This window comes from Burkholderia sp. A2, assembly GCF_001729305.1.
In the GTDB taxonomy this organism is placed as follows: domain Bacteria; phylum Pseudomonadota; class Gammaproteobacteria; order Burkholderiales; family Burkholderiaceae; genus Burkholderia; species Burkholderia sola.
In genome coordinates, this window is record NZ_LZXX01000081.1 from 88,530 (window position 1) to 108,518 (window position 19,989).

At 69.0% G+C, this 19,989-nt stretch carries 11 protein-coding genes; 3 read left to right on the plus strand and 8 right to left on the minus strand.

Features of this window, described 5'->3' with window-relative positions; translation table 11 throughout:
- Positions 1-582: 582 nt before the first annotated feature.
- On the minus strand, positions 583-1,521 hold the full coding sequence (gene blaPEN-B / locus A9Z05_RS06345; protein WP_069617337.1) for a PEN-B family class A beta-lactamase: 939 nt from the start codon (positions 1,519-1,521) through the stop codon (positions 583-585).
- A gap of 136 nt (positions 1,522-1,657) precedes the next feature.
- Here blaPEN-B and penR point away from each other — a divergent pair, with 136 nt between their 5' ends.
- Positions 1,658-2,548 carry a beta-lactamase transcriptional regulator PenR gene (penR, locus tag A9Z05_RS06350; protein WP_069617338.1) on the plus strand — a complete coding sequence of 297 codons (891 nt, stop codon included), beginning with the start codon at positions 1,658-1,660 and terminating at the stop codon, positions 2,546-2,548.
- 483 nt (positions 2,549-3,031) lie between these two features.
- Here penR and A9Z05_RS06355 read toward each other — a convergent pair whose 3' ends face one another.
- The 3 genes from A9Z05_RS06355 to A9Z05_RS06365 form a co-directional block, all read right to left on the minus strand.
- The gene (locus tag A9Z05_RS06355; protein WP_006482135.1) at positions 3,032-3,283 is read right to left on the minus strand and encodes a hypothetical protein; all 252 of its coding nucleotides are present in this window, start codon (positions 3,281-3,283) and stop codon (positions 3,032-3,034) included.
- Between the two features lie 96 nt (positions 3,284-3,379).
- Positions 3,380-5,602 carry an amylo-alpha-1,6-glucosidase gene (locus A9Z05_RS06360; protein ID WP_069617339.1) on the minus strand — a complete coding sequence of 741 codons (2,223 nt, stop codon included), beginning with the start codon at positions 5,600-5,602 and terminating at the stop codon, positions 3,380-3,382.
- Between the two features lie 155 nt (positions 5,603-5,757).
- Positions 5,758-12,555 (minus strand): autotransporter-associated beta strand repeat-containing protein, encoded by a 6,798-nt coding sequence (locus tag A9Z05_RS06365; protein WP_069617340.1) that lies wholly within the window; start codon positions 12,553-12,555, stop codon positions 5,758-5,760.
- Between A9Z05_RS06365 and A9Z05_RS37620 the strand changes: the two genes are divergently transcribed.
- Complete coding sequence (locus tag A9Z05_RS37620; RefSeq protein ID WP_256121867.1) at positions 12,554-12,682, plus strand: hypothetical protein; 129 nt, start codon at positions 12,554-12,556, stop codon at positions 12,680-12,682. The two genes, A9Z05_RS06365 and A9Z05_RS37620, sit on opposite strands and share 2 nt — an antisense overlap.
- A 584-nt stretch (positions 12,683-13,266) precedes the next feature.
- Here the strand turns inward: A9Z05_RS37620 and A9Z05_RS06370 are convergent.
- Both A9Z05_RS06370 and A9Z05_RS06375 read right to left on the minus strand, forming a co-directional pair.
- Positions 13,267-13,926, minus strand: a complete 660-nt coding sequence (locus tag A9Z05_RS06370; RefSeq protein WP_069617341.1) for a YdcF family protein — start codon at positions 13,924-13,926, stop codon at positions 13,267-13,269.
- A 187-nt stretch (positions 13,927-14,113) separates the two neighbouring features.
- Positions 14,114-15,148, minus strand: a complete 1,035-nt coding sequence (locus tag A9Z05_RS06375) for a rod shape-determining protein (RefSeq protein ID WP_069617342.1) — start codon at positions 15,146-15,148, stop codon at positions 14,114-14,116.
- A 271-nt stretch (positions 15,149-15,419) separates the two neighbouring features.
- On the opposite strand from A9Z05_RS06375, the gene A9Z05_RS06380 reads away from it, so the two are divergent.
- Positions 15,420-17,831, plus strand: a complete 2,412-nt coding sequence (locus tag A9Z05_RS06380) for a patatin-like phospholipase family protein (protein WP_069617487.1) — start codon at positions 15,420-15,422, stop codon at positions 17,829-17,831.
- A gap of 55 nt (positions 17,832-17,886) precedes the next feature.
- Here A9Z05_RS06380 and A9Z05_RS06385 read toward each other — a convergent pair whose 3' ends face one another.
- Both A9Z05_RS06385 and A9Z05_RS06390 read right to left on the minus strand, forming a co-directional pair.
- Positions 17,887-19,017, minus strand: coding sequence for an ATP-binding protein (locus A9Z05_RS06385; protein WP_069617343.1), 1,131 nt, complete (start codon positions 19,015-19,017; stop codon positions 17,887-17,889).
- A gap of 64 nt (positions 19,018-19,081) precedes the next feature.
- Positions 19,082-19,792, minus strand: a complete 711-nt coding sequence (locus tag A9Z05_RS06390; protein ID WP_006498855.1) for a response regulator — start codon at positions 19,790-19,792, stop codon at positions 19,082-19,084.
- Positions 19,793-19,989: the final 197 nt, after the last annotated feature.

Sequence of the window (19,989 nt, forward strand, 5' to 3'; positions counted from 1 at the left end):
CGCGCGTCATGGCCATCGCGCACACCGCTTCGCCGCACTTCGCATCACGATGCCAACGACGCCGCGCCGATGCGAGTCCGATGCACGCCATAACCGCCGCACGCGGGCCTGACTTGCCAGGCGGCACTTACCCACAGATTGTGTTGGCAAGCATGTGGATAGCCTGCGCATACCGTGACCAAGCGCTTGATCCGAAAGGCTTTGTCCGCGCTGCTTCGAAAGCGGCGCGCGGCCGCCCAATAGCCGGTTGCATGCCGCCTCGGCGCGTGGCGCGCCGCCTGCCACGCCGGCTGCCCTGCTTGTCCACAATTTTTGTTGGCAAGCGTGTGGATAGCCTGCGCATACCGCGACCAAGCGCTTGATCCGAAAGGCTTTGTCCGCGCTGCTTCGAACACGGCACGACGGCGCGTGTCACGCCGCACGACGCAGCGCGCAGGCTTGTCCACAATTTTTGTTGGCAAGCATGTGGATATCCTGAGCATGCGTGTTCCAAGTCGTTGATCGCACAACGTTTGAGCGCGCGGGTCACGACTGCGGCACGGCGCGTCCGCGGAACTCGCCACGCGCGCCGTGCCACGCTGCTCAGCCGAACGTCTGCGCGACGATCCGTGCGACCGACGCGATCACGTCGTCCTTCGCCCGCGCATCGGCGCGAGCCTGCGTGTAGTACACGGCCAGCACGATCGGCGCGCGCGACGTCGGCCAGATGACGCCCACGTCGTTCGTCGTCCCGTAGTCGCCGGTGCCGGTCTTGTCGCCCACCGCCCACCCGGCCGGCACGCCCGCACGAATCCGCTTGTCGCCGACCTTGTTGCCGCGCAGCCATGCGACGAACTGCGCACGCTGCGCGGCCGGCAATGCGTCGCCGAGCGTCAGCACGCGCAGGCTGGCGGCCATCGCGGCGGGCGTCGTCGTGTCGCGCGTGTCGCCCGGCAGCGCGGTATTCAGTTCGGTCTCCCATCGATCGAGCCGGAACGTGTCGTCGCCGATCGAGCGCGCGTAGGCGGTCACCGCCGACGGGCCGCCGATCAGCTTCATCAGCAGGTTCGCGGCCGAGTTGTCGCTGTACTGGATCGTGGCCTCGCACAGCGCGGCGACCGTCATGCCCGCGCCGACATGCTTCTCCGACACCGGCGAATAGTTGACGAGGTCGGCCTTCGTATACGTCACGCGCTGTTGCAGCAAGCCCGGCCGCTCGACGCTCTGCGCGAGCACCGCCGCGCTCAGCATCGCCTTGAACGTGCTGCAGAACGGGAAGCGCTCGCTCGCGCGATGCTCGATGACCCGGCCGCTCGCCGTGTCGATCGCGCACACGCCGAGACGGCCGCCCGCGTCGCGCTCGAGATCGGCAAGCGTCGCCGCGGCCGCCGCGGGCGCGATGGCATCCGCGGCAGCCGCCGCTGCCGCCGTGGCTTCGTCCGGCGCGGCGGCCGGCCGCGACGCGCACGCGGTGACGGTGAAAACGAGCGGCGCCGTCGCGGCGGCCAGCAACAGGGTTCGACGTTTCGATGAGTAGGTCATGTCGGTTGTCTCGTGGTGGAATGGCGGCGAAACGTGGTCGACGCGTTGAAAACGGCCGGCCGCCGAGACCGCACTATCGAGACTTTACGGTTGACTGACAAGCAACGATAATTGGGCGCTGACAAAAGAAATTCTTATGACTAAGCTCCGCCCTCATCTTCCGCTCAATGCGTTGCGCGCGTTCGAATCGTCGGCGCGCCACCTGAACTTCACGCGCGCCGGCCTCGAGCTGAGCGTGACCCAGGCCGCCGTCAGCCAGCAGGTGCGCTCGCTCGAGGAGCGACTCGGCTGTACGCTGTTTACGCGGCTGCCGCGCGGCCTGGGGCTGACCGACGAGGGCCGCGCGCTGCTGCCGGTGCTGAGCGACGCGTTCAGTCGCATCGAGACGGTGCTCAAGCAGTTCGACGGCGGACGTTTCCACGAGGTGTTGACGCTCGGCGTCGTCGGCACCTTTGCCCTAGGCTGGCTAATGCCGCGGCTGAAGCAGTTCGGCGACACGCACCCGTTCGTCGAGCTGCGGCTGCGGACCCACAACAACGTCGTCGATCTCGCCGCCGAGGGCCTCGACTTCGCGATCCGCTTCGGTGAAGGCAACTGGCCGGCGACGCGCAACGAGCGGCTGCTCGATGCGCCGCTCACCGCGCTGTGCGCGCCGGACATTGCGCGGCGCATCGCGCAGCCGGCCGATCTCGCGAACGAAACGCTGCTGCGCTCGTATCGCACCGACGAGTGGCTCGGCTGGTTCGACGCCGCGCGGCTCGAACCGTGGGCCGTCAACGGGCCCGTATTCGATTCGTCGCGGCTGATGGTCGAGGCCGCGATGCAGGGTGCGGGCGTTGCACTCGCGCCTGCCTGCATGTTCGCGCGCGAACTGCAGCTCGGCCAGCTCGCGCGGCCGCTCGACATCGACGTGCGCGCGGGCGGCTACTGGCTCACGTCGCTGAAGTCGAAACCGCTGACGCCCGCGATGACGCTCTTTCGCGACTGGATCGTCGCGGAAGCGGCCGGCGCGGCGGCGGCCGGGTAACGCGGCGTCGCTTGTCCACAGAAAGTGTTGGCAAGGATGTGGATATCCTGGGTACCCGCGGCCTAAGCCCTTGATCGCGCACGCATTCACGTGCAGATGCACGGAGCGGGCAGCCTTGGCGCGCGGGCTTCGCGCATGCGGCCCCTGTCGATCGGATCGTCAACCATTGCGACGCAATCGATTGCAAGTTGTCCACAGATTTTGTTGGCAAGCCTGTGGATATCCGTCAGATCGGACGCATAACATCTTGATACACAAGGGGATTCGATCCACGGACCTTGACCGGTCAATGGTGTGGCACCGGAATGGTTGTCGAACCGCACGCCTTGCACGCGCGGCGCGCCCGGCCCGGGGACGGGCGGTTCTCCACAGATTGTGTTGGCAAGCTTGTGGATATCCTGCGTATCGGGCACCTAACTGATTGAGCGCACGGGGTTTTGTGCCGCGTCCACCGAATCGGGCAGCGCGTGCGCGGCCCGTGCATCAGTGACGGTCGAGGCCGCCGCGCAATTCGCTCGCCTTGTCGCGCAGCGCTTCGTAGCCGGAACGCGCATGCTCGGGCAGATCGGGATCGCCGATCAGCGCGCCGAGCGTTTCGATCAGGCTGAACAGGATGCCCTTCGCCGCGCCGACCGCAATGCTCTGCGATTCGATCGACTTGTGCAGGTGGTCGACCGCCGCTTCGAGATTCTCGAGCTTGTGCTCGCCGTCGTCGGGCCGGTTGTCGGTCGTCATCGTCTACCTCCGCCATCGTTCAAGGGTCATGTCACGATTCTATGCCGCTGCGCGCGAACGTGGCGCGACATCGCGCAACGTTCGCGCGGCACCGCGCTACAGCACCGCGACCACCTGCACGCGGCCCGGCTGCTCCGCCGCCGCGATGACCTGGCCGTCGACACGGCGGAACGTCAGCGACACGGTTTCGTCGCCGACGCGCAGCGCATCGATCCGCAGCCAGTCGACGCCTTCCGGCAATGCCGGGCGCTCGACGCGCACCTCGTGGCGCGACGCGTCGATGCTCACGCCGAGGCACGCCTGCAGCATCATGAACGGCGCGCCGGCCGCCCACGCCTGCGGCAGGCAGGCCACCGGATACGCGGTCGGCGGTTCGCCGCGCCGGCGCGGGAACCCGCAGAACAGCTCCGGCAGGCGCATCTCGAAGCTCACCGCCGCCTCGAACAGCGCACGCAGCAGATTCACCGCGGCCGTCTTGTCGCCGTAGCGCGCCAGGCCGCGCGCGATCAGCGCATTGTCGTGCGGCCACACCGAACCGTTGTGATAGGCCATCGGATTGAAGCGCGGCTGGCCGGCCGCCAGCGTGCGGATGCCCCAGCCCGTCTGGAACAGCGCCGAGCCGAGCACGCCCGCGACCGCCGCGCCGCGCTCGGCGTCGGGCAGCCCGAATGCCAGCAGGTGGCCCGCGTTCGACGCGGACACGCGGCACAGCTCGCCATGACCGTCGAGCGCGATCCCGTAGAAATCGCCTTCCGGCATCCAGAACAGCGCATCGACCTGGTCGCGCAGCGTCTTCGCGCGCAACGCATAGCGCGTCGCGTCGGCCGCATGGCCGCGCCGGCGCGAGCACGCCGACATCGCGTCGAGCGCCGCGCACGCATAGGCCTGCACTTCGACGAGTGCGATCGGCCCGTCCGGGAAACGGCCATCCGCGTGGAACACCGAATCGTGGCTGTCCTTCCAGCCCTGGTTCGCGAGGCCGCGCTCCGACGTGCGCTGGTAATCGAGCAGCCCGTACGGGTTGCGGTCGCACTTGTCGATCACCCATTGCGCGGCGCGCTCGAGCGCGGGCCACAGCTCGTCGATCAGCGCATCGTCGCCGGTGCGTTCGGCATAGGCGCCCGCGAGCACGATGAACAGCGGAGTCGTATCGACGCCGCCGTAGTACAGCGCGAACGGCACCTCGCCCGTCGCGGCCATCTCGCTGCGGCGGAACTCATGCATGATCTTGCCGGGCTCCGCATCGCGGAACGCGGAGGTCTCGCGCGCCTGATGCTCGGCGAGAAAACGCAGCACGCCGCGCGCGAGCGACGGCTGCAGCCACAGCATCTGCAGCGACGTGATGATCGCGTCGCGGCCGAACGGCGTCGAGAACCACGGAATGCCCGCATACGGGTACGGCCCCGTGTCGAGCTGCGTCGTGAGCAGCCCGAGATCCGCGAGCGAACGATCGAGCCAGGCGTCGAACAGCGGATTGCCGGTGTTCACGCGCGCCATCGACTCGCGCCGTGCGCGCATCTCGCGATGCACGCCGACGAGCGCGGTGCGCAGCGCGACGCGGCCGCATCCGGGCCCTTCGGCCTGCGCGGGCCCGAGCGTCGCATCGACGGTCAGGTAGATCGACACGCACGCCTGCGCGGCGATCGTCAGCGTGTAGTCGGCGCGATCGACCGACAGCGCGTCCGGCGCCGGCGAGAAATGCACGGTCACGTTGCGCTCGACGCTGTCGAGGCCGTCGTAGCGCAGCCGCACCGCGCCCGCGTCGACGCGCGGCGCGCCCACCGTGCCGCGCTTCGGCCGCTGCGTGCCGCGCACTTCGAACATGTCCTTGAAATCGGCCGCGAACGACAGCGACAGCGGCACCTCGGCTTCGCTCGCGCCGTAGTTCGTCAGCGTCAGCGCTTCGTACAGCACGTCGCCCGCGAGCACGCGCATGCGCTCGATATGGATCACGCCCTCGGGCGTCTCCTTGCCGCCGAGCGGCGGCAGCGGGCGGTTCGTCAGGTGCGCGGTGAACGACGCGTTGTCGGCGCTCGTCGCACCCGACAGCAGCGACGGCGCGCGGCCGCCGAACGTCAGGCGCCAGGTCGACAGCACGCGCATGTCGTCGACGAACAGGCCGTCGTCATGCCCGCCGATGTCGCCGAGCGCGTCGCTGACCACGAACGCGTCGCCGGATTTCAGCACGTACTGGTTGTTGCGCGCGAGAACCTGCGGATCGGCTTCGGGCGCGATGAAGGCGGGACCCGACGCGGGGGTCGCGGCAATCGGCGCGACTTGCGGCGCCTGCGTCGTCGTGGCTTCGGCGTGGTTCGGCATCGATGCTCCTGTGTCGAGGCGCAACGCGCGGCGCGCGTCGCGTGTTTCGCACAGGATAGGCCAGAACGGCGAACGTGCGCAGCGACGAAACGGCCGCGGCGCGGGGCGACGTTGCTTCGTCGCCTCGCGCCGCGTATGGGCACATCAGTTGCCGGTCAGAATTTCCACAGGATGTTGCCGAGGATCGCGTTGTCGCGCACGCCGCTGCCGAATTGGCCGCTGTACGTGAGGCCGAGCGTCAGGCGCTTCGTGATGTTCGCGTCGATGCCGGCTTCGAGCACCGCGCTGTCGCGAGCAATCGGCACGCCCGACACCTGGAACGACGTGCCGCCGTTCGCGAACGTGAACGCCGACGACGGCCGCACGTTGCCGAACGCATGCCGCCAGCCGACCGTCCCGCGCGCGGTGAACGTGCCGCTCGCGATCGAGCCGAGCTGCGACGCCGCACGCAGGCCGAGCGTCGAGAAGCCGACGTGGGTCGTCTCGCCGCCGGCGCGCAGCGCGGCCGCGCCGCCGGTTTCCGTATAGCCGTCGGTATGCAGGTTCACATACGCGAGGCCCGCGAACGGTTCGATCGCAACCGGCCCGACCGGCACCGCGTAGCCGACTTCGCCGAACACCTGCGCCGAATGCGCGTTGTAGCCGGCCGAATCGTGATCGGAGAAGCCCGCGAAGCCCGGATAGCGGTCGCTGTTGATCCGATACCACGTGTACGACGCGCCGCCGCGCACGCCGAGTGCGCCATACTGCGCGCCGCCGTACAGCGACACGTAGTAGCTGTTCACCGCCGCCGACGAACTCTGGTCGTTGTCGAGCGAGCTGTGCGTGACGCCCGCGGCCAGACCCGCGCGCCACTTGTCGTTGAGCGCCATGTCGGCGCCGGCGATGAAGCCCGTCATGCTGCGGTTGATCGACGACGCGTTGCCGTCGCCCCCGAGCCGGCTACGACCGCCGAACGCTTGCCCCCAGACGACCGGCTGATAGGGCGTCCCGCCGTAGCACCCGGCGCGCGAACCGATTCGGCGTTCTGGCGGCAGCGTCGGATCCGCCACGCCGGCCGTGTTGTCGCCGCACAGCGCGGCGCCGCCCGACGACAGGGCCGCGAGCGGGCCCGATCCGGGTGCGAGGCCCTGACGAACGCGATCGGTCACCGCATCGCGCACGTAGCGGCTGTCGAGCAGCAGCATGCTCTTCAGGCTCGCCTGCAGCTCGCCGTCGAGCAGCCCGTACGCGCGGCGTGCGGTCGGCGCGTCGGTCGTCAGCACCGTGTCGTACAGCGGATTGCCGGTGCCGAGCGCGGCCACCGCGGTTGCGACCGAGCGCTGGTTCGGCGTCGTCGCGACGTCGGGCAGCGCCGTGCCGTTCTGAGCCAGTTGCAGATACACGTGACCCGGATCGTAGCTGAGGGTCGGCGTCAGGAACGCATAGTTCGCACTCACCTGGGCGAACGCGCCCTGCACGCCCGACGACGCACTGAGGATCGTGTACGTCGTGCCCGGCTGATAGGTGCTCTGGTTCGCGAGCACCTGCACGGTGCCGCCGTTCAGCGTCGCCGTGCCGCTCGCCGCGAGGCTGCCGCTTTGCTGCGGCGTGGCGGCGACCTGGAACGTCGAACCCGGCTGGAACGTGACGTTGCCGCCCACGTTCAGCGCCGCGCCCGGTTGCGTGGCGGCCGCCGTCGCGCCGCCCTGCACCACGAGGCCGCCGATCGTACCGGTGCCCGTCACCGTCGCACCGTTCTGCACGGTGACGGTCGACTGGCCGAGTGAACCGTTGACGGCGAGCGTGCCTGCGCTGACCGTGGTCGGGCCGCTCAGCGTGCTCGTGCCGGTCAGCGTGAGTTGCCCGGTTCCGGCCTGGGTCAGCGAGCCGGTACCGGACAGTACGCTCGCGATCGTCACGTTGCCCGATTGATTGACGACCAGCGCACCGTTGTCGACGACGTCGCCGGCCACGCTGCCCGACGTGCCGCCGTTGCCGAGTTGCAGCGTGCCGCCGGCTGCGATCGTGGTGCCGCCCGTGTACGTGTTGCCGCCGGTCAGTACCTGCGTGCCGCTCGCCACCGTCACGCCGCCCGTGCCGCCGATCGTGCCGCCGAACGTGCTGCTGCCGCTGCCGTTCAGCGCCAGCGCGTTCGCGCCGAGATTCACGTTCGTGCCGGCCGTACCCGAGAGCCCGCCGATCGTTTGCGCGCCGGTCGCACCGCTCACGTCGAACGTCGCGCCCGTGCCCGCGAGATTCACCGTGCCGGTCGACGCCAGGCTGCCGCCCGCGCCGAGCGCCAGCGTGCTGCCGCCGCCGATCGTCGTGCCGCCCGTGTACGTGTTCGCGCCCGTCAGCGTTTGCGTGCCGGTGCCGGCGAACGTCACCCCGCCCGTCCCGCCGATCGCGCCGCCGAACGTACCGTTGCCGCTGCCGTTCAACGTCAGCGCATTCGCGCCGAGATTCACGTTCGTGCCGGCCGCGCCGGACAGCGTGCCGAGCGTCTGCGCGGCCGTCGCGCCGCTCACGTCGAACGTCGCGCCCGCGCCCGCGAGGTTCAGCGCGCTGCCGGACACGAGGCTGCCGCCCGCGCCGAGTGCGAGCGTGCTGCCGCCGTTGATCGTCGTGCCGCCGGTATACGTGTTCGCCCCCGTCAGCGTTTGCGTGCCCGTACCGGCGACGGTTACACCGCCCGTCCCGCCGATCGTGCCGCCGAACGTACCGTTGGTGCCGCCATTCAGCGTCAGCGCATTCGTGCCGAGGTCGACGTTCGTGCCGGCCGCACCGGTCAGCGTGCCGATCGTCTGCGCGCCGGTCGCGCCGCTCAGATCGAGCGTCGCACCGGCGCTGGCGAGGTCCACCGCGCCGGTCGATGCGAGGCTGCCGCCCGCACCGAGTGCGAGCGTGCCGCCGCCGCTGATCGTGGTGCCGCCCGTGTACGTGTTCGCGCCCGTCAGCGTCTGCGTGCCGCTGCCGGCCAGCGTCAGGCCGCCGGTGCCGCCGATCGCGCCGCCGAACGTGCTGCTGCCGTTGCCGTTCAGCGTCAGCCCGTTGCCGCCGAGGTTCACGTTCGTGCCGGCCGCGCCGGTCAGCGTGCCGAGCGTCTGCGCGGCCGTCGCGCCGCTCAAGTCGAACGTCGCCCCCGCGCCCGCGAGGTCCAGCGTGCTGCCGGACGCCAGGCTGCCACCCGCGCCGAGCGCCAGCGTGCTGCCGGCGCCGATCGTCGTGCCGCCCGTATAGGTGTTCGCGCCGGACAGCGTCTGCGTGCCGGTACCCGACAACGTGAGACTGCCGGTGCCGCCGATCACCCCGCCGAACGTGCCGCTGGCCGTGCCGCCGAGCGTCAGGGCGTTGCCGCCCAGATTGACGTTCGTTCCCGCGACGCCCGACAGCGCACCGAGCGTTTGACCGCCTGTCGCGCCGCTCAGGTCCAGCGCCGCGCCCGCGCCGGCAAGGTTCATCGTGCCGGTCGACGCGAGGCTGCCGCCTGCGCCGAGCGCCAGCGTGCCCGCGTTGATCGTCGTGCCGCCTGTATAGGTGTTCGCGCCGGTCAGCGTCGTGGTCGCCGCGCCGTCCTTCACGAGGCTCCCCGTGCCGGAAATCGCGCCACCGAGCGTGAGACTGTTGCTGCCGCCCAAGGTGAGTGCGGCACCCGTGCCGAGATTGACCGCGTTGCCCACCGACAACGCGGCATTCGTATCGAGCGTCGCCGCGCCGCCGACGGTCAGCGCGCCGAAACCGAGTGCGCCGCCGTTGCCGAGCACGAGGCTGCCGCTATTCAGGTTCGTGCCGCCCGTGTAGATGTTTGTGCCGGTCAGCGTCTGCGTGCCGGTGCCCGCCAGCGTCAGACTGCCCGTGCCGCCGATCACCCCGCCGAACGTGCCGCTGGCCGTCCCGCCCAGCGTCAGCGCGTTGGCCCCCAGGTTGACGTTCGTTCCCGCCACGCCCGACAACGCGCCGAGCGTTTGACCGCCTGTCGCGCCGCTCAGGTCCAGCGTCGCGCCCGCGCCGGCAAGGTTCATCGTGCCGGTCGATGCCAGGCTGCCGCCCGCGCCGAGCGCCAGCGTCCCCGCGTTGATCGTCGTGCCGCCCGTATAGGTGTTCGCGCCGGTCAGCGTGGTGGTTGCCACACCATCCTTCACGAGGCTGCCCGCGCCGGAAATCGCACCGCCCAGCGTGAGGCTGTTGCTTCCGCCCAAGGTGAGTGCGGCGCCCGTGCCGAGATTGACCGCATTGCCCACCGACAACGCGGCATTCGTATCGAGCGTCGCCGCGCCGCCGACGGTCAGCGCGCCGGAACCGAGCGCCCCGCCGTTGCCGAGCACGAGGCTGCCGCTATTCAGGTTCGTGCCGCCCGTATAGGTGCTCGCGCCGTTCAGCGTTTGCGTGCCGGTGCCCGCCAGCGTCAGACTGCCGGTGCCGTCGATCGTGCCGCTGAACGTGCCGCTGGCCGTCCCGCCCAGCGTCAGCGCGTTGGCGCCGAGGCTCACGCTCGTACCCGCCACGCCCGACAGCGCGCCGATCGCCTGCGCACTGCCCGTACTGATGTCGAGCGCCGCCCCTGCGTTGGCGAGATCCACCGTTCCCGTTGCCGCGAGGCTGCCGCCCGCGCCGAGCGCCAGCGTGCCCGCGTTGATCGTCGTGCCGCCCGTATAGGTGTTCGCGCCGGTCAGCGTCGTGGTCGCCGCGCCGTCCTTCACGAGGCTGCCCGCGCCGGAAATCGCGCCCCCGAGCGTGAGACTGTTGCTGCCGCCCAGGGTGAGTGCGGCGCCCGTGCCGACGGTGATCGCATTGCCGACCGACAGGCTCGTGGTCGTATCGAGCGTCGCCGCGCCGCCGACGGTCAGCGCGCCGGTGCCCAGCGCCCCGCCGTTGCCGAGCACGAGGCTGCCCGCGTTCAGCACCGTGCCGCCCGCGTAGGTATTCGCGCCGGACAGCGTGAGCGCCGCCGCGCCGTTCTTCACGAGACCGCCGCCACCCGCGACCACGCCACCCAGGCCGAGATCGGCGCTGCCACCGAGCGTCAGCGTCGTGCCCGTCGCGATGTTGACGCCGTTCGCGAGCGACACGTTGGCAGTGGCATCGAGCGTCGACGAACCGTTGACATTCACCGCGCCGAGGCCGAGCGACGTATTGCTGCCGACGACGAGGTTGCCGCCGTTCAGGTTCGTGCCGCCCGTGTACGTGTTCGTGCCGGTCAGCGATTGCGTACCGGTACCCGACAGCGTCAAGCTGCCGGACCCGCCGATCGTGCCGGCATAGGTGGCATTGATGCTGCCGCCGAGCGTCAGCGAATTGGCGCCGAGGTCCACGTTCGTGCCGGCCGCGCCGGCCAGCGCGCCGATCGTCCGCCCGCCCGACGCGGCGCTCATATCGAACGTTGCGCCCGCACCGGTCAGGTTGACCGTGCCGGTCGCCGACAGACTGCCGGCCCCGCTCAGCGCGAGCGTGCCGCTGTTGATGGTCGTGTCGCCCGTATACGTATTCACGCTGCTCAGCGTCGTGGTTGCCGCGCCGTTCTTCGTGAGGCCGCCGCTTCCGCTGATCGCGCCGGTCAGCCCGAGATCGTTGCTGCCGCCGATCGTCAGCGTCGAGCCGGTCGCGAGATTGACCGCGTTGCCGAGCGTCACGTTCGTGCTGGTGTCGAGCGACGCCGACGCGTTGACGTTCAGCGCGCCGGTGCCGAGCGCCGAATTGTTGCCGACCACCAGCCCGCCGGCATTCAGGTTCGTGGCGCCCGTGTAGCTGTTCGCGCCGGACAGCGTCAGCGTGCCGCCGTCGTTCTTCGTCAGCGCACCGCCGCCCGACACCGTGCCGGACAGCGTCAGCCCGGTCGCGCCCTGCACCGTCAGCCCGCCCGCGCCAAGCGACACGTTGTTGGACACGTCGAGCCCCGCCGTGCCCGCCTGCAACGCGCCGCCGTTGCCCGTGACGGTACCGGTGCCGAGCGACGCGTTGTCGTTGATGATCGCCACGCCGCCCGTCAGCGTCGCGTCCTGCGCGGTGGACGCGCCGTTGATCGTCCAGTTGCCGCTCGTGACGTCGAGGTGATTGAAGTTGATGTAGTTGTTGACCGCGATCGTGCCGTTCGCCGCGACGCCCTGCTGCAGGTTGAGCGTATTGTTGCCGCCCGCGCCGCCGTCGACGACGCCGGTTGCCGCCACGCCGAGCGTGACCGGGCCGACCGTGATGTTGAACGCGCCGCCGGTGCCGCCGGCCGTATTGACCGACGAGCCCGTCACGGCATTGAACGTATTCGTGCTGTTCGCCCCCATCGACACGCCGCCGTTGATCGTGCCCGAGTTGGTGAACGTATTGCCCTGTCCCGGTGTGCCGCTCGAACCCAGCGACACGCGACCGGTGATCGTTCCGCTGTTCGTCATGTTGACCGTGCCGCCGCCGTACGCGGCGACCACCGGCGCATCGGCGCCGACGAGGGTCGCGCCGACCAGCGGGGAGGAGCCGATCGTACCCGTGTTCGTAATCGTCGACGTGCCGCCCGTGCCGTTTTGAACCGACAGCGCCATGCCCGTCACGCCGCTGACCGCGACGCCGGTCGAGCCCATCATCGTGCCGTTGTTGGTCACGGTCGTGGTGCTCGCCGCCGCGTTGCCGACCACCGCACCGCTCGACAGCACGCCGAGCCCCGAGCCGAGCGCCGACGGGTCGATCGTGCCGTTGTTGGTCAGCGTGACGTTACTGCCGGTCAACGACATCGCCGTGCCGCCGACACCCAGCAGCACGCCGACGGTCGCACCGGGATTGACCGTCGCGTTCAGGTTGTTGGCGCTGTTCGAATAACTGGGCGCCAGCGGATTTGCGACGCCGGAACAGGTCACCGTGGTGCCCGCCGTGCTGCAGGTCGCATAGGCGGGGACAATGCCCGCGCCCGACAGCGCCAGAAACACGCCGGTGGGCAACAGCAGTCGCGGAAACGGCTCACTCGTTTTTTTCGGACGGACAGGGTTCATGCTTTCCCTCTTTATTGATTTCGGCTTTGGTATTGGTATTGCGGCCGCAACGGACGGCACGCAGCAGAAAATCGCGGATAAAAGCGTCCTCCCCGGCAATCGCGATGCGCTGTCGGTTTATTCGTGATGAGTTTTTTTATCGGCCCGGGAATGCAGCTGCGGAACTAGTCGAATGACATGATGGCGGCCCCTGGTTTCTGCAGCGACTTTCTGGTTGATTTGATTACTGCCCGCTTTCGTCAGACTAGGCTATATCAAAGTCAAACCGTTTTCCAGTCGATATTTTCCCAACGGATCAACGGCCGACGATTATGTACTTTTTTTACTTTCTGACGGACACGCAGTAAAAACATGCGACGCACTCTTCGCCGGCTTTCCTTGATTTTTCGCAAAGACAGCGGTTGTTCCGCATCGGTGGAAACACCGATATATCGTCCTGATTCAATACGCGCGGATTTTGCATCGCAATATTTTTACCGCGACGAATGATCCATGCAGATAATCAACGTCCGCTTAATAAATCGATCGAATCCGGATTATGGAACTGTCGGCGAAATTGTTTTGATTTTTCGCTCGCAAGAATCTGTAACGCGAATCGTTATTATTTATTCATTGCCCGTGACATTCGCGCGGCAGGCGCGAGACGACGGGAAACCGGAGAAAACAAACGAAACCGCTCGCACCGGAAGCGCGCGCTTGCGGGCCGCCCCGTCACGAAAACAGGCGCATCAGATAAAGCATCGGCCGAAACGAAACCGGCCGCGCATCGGGATTCACCCACAGCCGCACCGCATACACCGCGTAGGCCGGCACCTCGCGCCAGCTCGAATAGAGATCGCGCCACTGGAAGCGGCGCGGATACGCGGCGGAGATGTTCGACCGCGCAATGCCGACGCGCTCGAACGCGAGGCGCGCCCGCGCGAGGTGGTAATACTGGCTGACGATCAGCACGCGCGACAGGCGATGCGCGCGCAGGTAGGCAAGCGTGTGCTGCGCGGTCGCGAGCGTGTTGTCGCCCTGGTCGTCGACGGCGATCCGGTCCGCCGGCACGCCGCGCGCCACGAGGTAGTCGCGCATGGCCGTCGCCTCGTTCAGCCCGGGGCCGTCGATCGCGCCGCTGACCAGAAACGCCGGGCACTGCCCCGCGCGGTAACAACGCACGCCGACATCGAGCCGGGCCGCGAGCACGGGCTTCGGCGCGCCGGTTTCGTCGAGCGCGTTGCCGAAGATCACGGCGACGTCCGCCGGGTCGCTCGGCATCCGCATGCCATGGACGACGATCGCGGCGGCCGCCGCTGCCCAGACGCACGCGACGACGGCCAGCACGCGGCCGGCCCGGGCCGCGAAGCCCCGTTTGGTTCGATGTTTCAAGGTATTCGGTCTCTCAGGTGTCGTCGGGCGCGTCGGCCGGCCCGGCCCCGAACGGGCGCGTCACGCTAGCACGGCGCGCCCGCGCCTGTCCATGCGATGGACCGATGCCCGCCGAGCGGGCCGGCCACCGGGAGATCGAAAAAATGTGAAGGCGTGCGCCGGGCCGCGGCCGGCAGCACCGGCCGGCTCAATCGGCCGGGCACATCGCGAGCCGCCCCATCGCCTCGCCGGCGCCGCGCACCGCGCAGGTGGCCGGCTCGTCGGCGATCCGCGCGACCAGCCCGGTCTCGTCGTACAGCAGGCGTTCGAGATCGGCGAGCAATGCGCCGCCGCCGGTGAGCACCACGCCGCGATTCGCGATGTCGGTCACGAGTTCGGCCGGCGCATTTTCCAGCACCGACTTCACCGCGCCGATCACCTGCTTGAGCGGTGCGGCCAGCGCGTCCGCGACGTCGTGATTGGACAGCTCGACCGAGCGCGGCAGGCCGTCGCCGATGCTGCGGCCGACGGCGCGGGTCGACGTGCGCGGCACCGCGCTGGTGGCCGAGCCGATCGTCTTCTTCACGTGCTCCGCCGTCTGCTCGCCGAGCAGCACGCCGTACAGGTTGCGGACGTGGTTGACGATCGCCGCGTCGAACTGGCTGCCGCCGACGCGAATCGCCTCCCGGTACACGATGCCGCCGAGCGCGACGACCGCGACTTCGGTCGTGCCGCCGCCGATGTCGATGATCATCGAGCCGACCGGCTCGGTCACCGGCAAACCCGCGCCGAGCGCGGCCGCCAGCGCTTCCTCGATCAGTTCGACCTCCGATACGCCGGCCGCGAACGCGGCCTCGCGGATCGCGCGGCGCTCGACGGCCGTCGCGTCGGACGGCACGCACAACGTGACCTCGACGCGGCGGCTGAAGCGCGAGCGGGTGCGCGACATGTCGATGAAGCTGCGGATCATCTGCTCGGCCGCATGCGCGTCCGCGATCACGCCGTGCCGCATCGGCCGCACGGCTTCGAGATGCCCCGGTTCGCGGCCGAGCAGCGCCTTCGCGAGCTCGCCGACGGCCTCGAGCGTCGGCCGCGCGTCGCTCGCGCCGCCCTTGCGGAAGCAGACGACCGACGGCTGGTTCAGCACCACGCCGCGTTCGTGCGTATAGATCCGCGTACTCGCCGTTCCCGGGTCGATCGCAACGGGTTGCGCAAACAACTTTCCGAACAGCGGTGTCGACATATCAAACCTTTGTGAGGGAACGGGCCGGGACAGCCGCGCCGCACATTTTGCCGCGCGTCCATGCCGCCCCATCACGAGCTTAGCGGCAAATCGTTCCGATACTTTAGGCAATTCCGATGATTTTTTCGCGGCGGAATTGCCGGATGGGGCGTTTCGGGCACGTCCGTCCACGCAACGGCCGCTCGCGTCGGGCCTGTAAAACACGGTAATCTCTCGGTCTTGCCTGCTCCCGGCAGGCCTCAGACGCACGATCACGCCAGGTATGTTCACCATGACAGCGACCGTTTCCTTCCGCCGGGCGCCGGTGCGCCCGCTCTGCACGACGCTCGTTGCCTTCTGGTGCTGCACGGTCTTCGCGCAACCGCTGCCGGCCGCCGAACCCGCCGCCGCCCAGACCGCTGCCGCCAATGCGCCGGCTGCCCCCGCACCCGCCGCACCCGCTGCGGCGGCGCACACCTGCACGGCCGACGGCGGCTCGGCCGGCCGGCCGTCGATCGGCCTCGTGCTGTCCGGCGGCGGCGCGCGCGGCTACGCACACCTCGGTGTCCTGAAAGTACTGGAGGACAACCGGATTCCGATCGACTGCATCGCGGGCACCAGCATGGGCGCCGTGGTCGGCGGCCTGTACGCGAGCGGGATGGCGGCCGACGAGATGCAGAAGCGGCTGTCCGAGGTCAACCTGGCGGATATCGCGTTCGACGTGACGGACCGCGCGGACCTGCCGCAAACCAGCCGCGAAGACGAACGCCTGTACATCAACGGGCTGACGCTCGGCTTCGGCAAGAAAGGCGTCAAGGCGCCGGTCGGCCTCGTCCAGGGCAACCGGCTGCAGGCACTGCTCGCGAACTGGACGGCCGCCGTGCCGACCAACCAGCCGTTCGACCAGCTGCCGATCCCGTACCGCGCGGTCGCGACCGACCTGCAGACCGGCCAGATGGTCGTGCTCGACCACGGCTCGCTGCCGCTCGCGATTCGCGCGAGCATGGCGATGCCGGGCCTGTTCGCGCCGGCCGAGATCAACGGGCGCGCGCTCGTGGACGGCGGTCTCGTCAGCAACCTGCCCGTCGACACCGCGCGGCAGATGGGCGCGAACGTCGTGATCGCCGTCGACATCGGCTCGCAACTGCGCCCGCTCGACGCGCTCGCATCGCCGGCCGACGTGATGCAGCAGATGGTCGGCATCCTGATCCGCCAGAACGTGACCGCCCAGCGCAAGCAGCTCGACGCGCAGGACGTGCTGCTCACGCCGGACCTCGGCGCGCTCGCGTTCACCGATTTCCAGAACGCGAAACAGGCGATCGCCGCCGGCGAGATCGCCGCGACCGCGGCGCTGCCGAAGCTGCGGCGGTTCGCGCTCACGCCGGAACAGTACGCGGCCTACCGGTCCGCGCACGCGCAGCCGCTGCCGCCGCCGATCCGGATCACACGCATCGACATCAAGACCAGCGGCGGCGTGCCGAAGCGCGTCGTCAGCAACGCGCTGCACGTGAAGCCCGGCGACATCTACGATCCGAAGACCGTCAGCCAGGATCTGCTCGGGCTCACGACGGGCGGCAACTTCGAGAGCGTCACACAGCAGATCGTGAGCCGCGGCGACGACAACGTGCTCGAGATCGACGCGCGCGAGAAGTACTGGGGGCCCAACTTCCTGCTGTTCGGGCTCGGCATGTCGAGCAGTTCGACCGACGAAGGCGGCTTCCGCCTGCACGTCGGCTACCGGCGGCCGTGGCTCACGGAGTCGGGGCTGGAATTCCGCGCGGACACGACGATCGGCAGCGACCTGCAGTCGGCGCGCGTCGAATTGCGCCAGCCGCTGTCGACTGCGTACGGCGTGTACCTGTCGCCGTACGCGGAGTATCAGCGTCGCTACGCGAACCTGTACGACGACTCCGGCGACGTGAAAATCACGCAGTACCTGATGCAGACGGCGCGCGCCGGGATCGACCTCGGCCTGCCGATCGCGCGGCTCGGCGATTTCCGCGTCGGCCTCGGTTACGTGACGGGGCACGGCTCGCCGACCTACAACCTGCCGTTCCCGGCAGACGACGGCAGCGGCCAGAGCCTGCTGTGGCCGAGCTTCACGTCGCAGGCGCTGATCGCGCGGGCGCGGCTCGTCATCGATCAGCTCGACGATCCGATGTTCCCGCGCAAGGGTTATTTCGGCGAACTGCGGGTCGAACGCTCGCTGGTGTCGCGCAACGGCGGCTCGGCGCAGGCATTCGCCGACGAGACCAGCAACGCGCCTTATACCGAGATCTACGGCAAGGCGATGATTGCGCAGCAGTTCGGCCGGCACAGCGTCAGCGCGACGATCGAAGGCGGCAAGAGCATCGGCGGCACCAACCTGATCAACGCGTTCAACTTCACGCTCGGCGGCTTCCAGCATCTGTCCGCCTATGCGGCCGACCAGTTGAACGGCAACGAGCTCGCGTACGGGCAGATCACGTACATGAACCAGTTGATGACGTTCAACGCGTCGCCGGTCAAGGCGCTGTCGGTGGGCGCCAGCGCGGAAGTCGGCAACGTGTGGTCGAGCGGCCAGAAGATCGGCGGCGGCGCGCTCAAGCAGAGCTACACGTTCTTCACGAGCCTGTCGACCGCGTTCGGGCCCGTCTATATCGGCGTGGCGCTCGCACCCGGCGGCCGACGCAACTTCTACCTGCAGCTCGGCCGCACCTACTGAGCATGCGCGGATGCCGCGTCGGCGGCATCCGTGCCGAGCGGCGCGCGACGTCGCACTAGACCGGCCAGCTGATCTCGAACCGCGCGCCGCCAAGTTCGACCGGATCGACGACCGCGATCCGGCCGTTGTGCGCGTGGAGCACCTGCCGCGTGATCGAGAGGCCGAGCCCGTAGCCGCCGGTGCGACGGTCGAGACGCACGAACGCGTCGAAGATCCGTTCGCGCTCGCTTTCCGGCACGCCCGGGCCGTCGTCCTCGACGAAGATCCCGATGTTGCCGTGCACGAGCGCGATCCCGACGACGATCCGTGCGTTCGCGTACTTGCTCGCGTTGCGCAACAGGTTGCGCATCGCATACGACATCAGCCGACGGTCCATCTTCACGCGCAGATCCGATCCGATCGCGACGCGGGCCTCGATCGTACGGTCCGGATACAGCAGTTGCGCGTCGTTCACCTGGTGCTCGAACCACGCGACCGGCGCGGTCATCTCGAGGTTCGACTGCAGCGAGCTGTATTCGAGCCGCGCGTACGTGAGGCTCATGTCGATCAGCTCCTCGAGCTCGGTCACGTCCTGCGCGATGCTCTCGAGCGCGCCCTGGTATTCGGCCGCCGAACCCGGTTCGCGCAGCATTTCGAGCGCGAAGCGCACGCGCGCGAGCGGCGTGCGCAGTTCGTGCGAGATCCCGTTCGTCAGATCGCGCTGCGCGGCGATCAGCCGCTCCATGCGCATCGCGAGCGCATTCAGCGTGCGCGCGAGCGGGCCGATGATCACGCTGTGCGATTCGCGGGCGCGCGTGTTGAAGCGCCCGCCGGTGAAGTCGATTGCGCGCTCGCGCACCATCACGAGATCCGACCAGACCGGCCGCATCCACCGGTACGCGGCGAGCGCGGGCGCGGTGAACACGAACGCGAGCACGATCCAGATGTCGCCCGGCAGCGAGTCGAACGCATGCCACACGACCTGCGGCGACAATTCGACGCACAACGCGAGCGCGGGCACCAGCGCGGTGAGCAACACGAGGCCGATCAGATGCAGGTAGGTGCGCACGTACAGGCGCGACCAGCTCGGAATGCGGTCGGCGCGCGTGTCGGTCCACGCGCGGCGGAAATGCAGCCAGCGCCATTTGACGTAGCGCAGCGTCGGCAGCGGCGGTGCATCGGGGTGCGAACGGGTTCGTCGAATCATCGCGGCTCCCGGCCGGCGGGCGGAATGCCCGCGCGGAACGTGACGGCGTCGCGCGACGGCGGCGTCATTCCCACGCGTGCTTGCTGAATTGATAACCCTTGCTGCGGATCGTCTTGATCCGCTGCGGGTTGCTCGCGTCGTCGCGCAGCTTGCGGCGCAGCTTCGAGATACGCCCGTCGATCGTGCGGTCGAGGCCGTCGAATTCGACGCCGCGCAGCTGCAGCATCAGATCATCGCGGCTGACGACTTCGCCCGCGTGGCACACGAGCGCCCACAGCAGGTCGAATTCGGCCGACGTCAGATCGGGCGTGCTGCCGTCGGGCAGCACGACGGTGCGGTCGGTGCGGTCGATCGAGAACTTGCCGAACGCGTAGCGCTCGGGCTGCGGCGCGGTGCTCTCGGCCGCGCGCGCGGGCGCGCGGCGCAGTTGCGCCTTGATCCGCGCGAGCAGGATGCGCGGCTCGACCGGCTTGTGCACGTAGTCGTCCGCGCCGAATTCGAGGCCGAGCAGCTCGTCGAACGGTTCGTCGCGCGCCGTCACCATGATGATCACGCCGTCGTACTGCTTGCGCGCCTCGCGGCAGATTTCGAAGCCGTCCTTGCCCGGCAGGTTCACGTCGAGGATGACGAGATCGGGACGAATGGACAGGATCGCCGGCACCGCGGCATCACCATGCAGCACGGTGTCGACTTCATAGTCGTTCTTGCGCAGGTAGCCGGCGATCAGCGTGGACAAGCGGGTGTCGTCTTCGACGAGCAGGATGCGAAAAGACATGGGCGGCGGTCGGATCATCGGGGAAGCCACGGGGGCGCCGGCGGGTGCCGGACGCCGGCCCTCGGCCGAAACGTACCGCATGATACTGCGCCAGCCGCTCGCCTGTTTGCCGGTCTTGAAAATAAGGGCGCGATTCGGGCCGCGCTTGACGAATCGGCGCCGGGACGGTTCCATACGGGCTCGCCGGAATCCGGCCG

Bases quoted from the DNA above. Each gene is read 5' to 3' on its own strand.
- blaPEN-B (WP_069617337.1), bottom strand. From the start codon at position 1,521: ATGACCTACTCATCGAAACGTCGAACCCTGTTGCTGGCCGCCGCGACG.
- A9Z05_RS06360 (WP_069617339.1), bottom strand. From the start codon at position 5,602: ATGCCGAACCACGCCGAAGCCACGACGACGCAGGCGCCGCAAGTCGCG.
- A9Z05_RS06390 (WP_006498855.1), bottom strand. From the start codon at position 19,792: ATGTCTTTTCGCATCCTGCTCGTCGAAGACGACACCCGCTTGTCCACG.
- A9Z05_RS06385 (WP_069617343.1), bottom strand. From the start codon at position 19,017: ATGATTCGACGAACCCGTTCGCACCCCGATGCACCGCCGCTGCCGACG.
- A9Z05_RS37620 (WP_256121867.1), top strand. From the start codon at position 12,554: ATGCTTTCCCTCTTTATTGATTTCGGCTTTGGTATTGGTATTGCGGCC.
- A9Z05_RS06380 (WP_069617487.1), top strand. From the start codon at position 15,420: ATGACAGCGACCGTTTCCTTCCGCCGGGCGCCGGTGCGCCCGCTCTGC.
- A9Z05_RS06365 (WP_069617340.1), bottom strand. From the start codon at position 12,555: ATGAACCCTGTCCGTCCGAAAAAAACGAGTGAGCCGTTTCCGCGACTG.
- A9Z05_RS06375 (WP_069617342.1), bottom strand. From the start codon at position 15,148: ATGTCGACACCGCTGTTCGGAAAGTTGTTTGCGCAACCCGTTGCGATC.
- penR (WP_069617338.1), top strand. From the start codon at position 1,658: ATGACTAAGCTCCGCCCTCATCTTCCGCTCAATGCGTTGCGCGCGTTC.
- A9Z05_RS06355 (WP_006482135.1), bottom strand. From the start codon at position 3,283: ATGACGACCGACAACCGGCCCGACGACGGCGAGCACAAGCTCGAGAAT.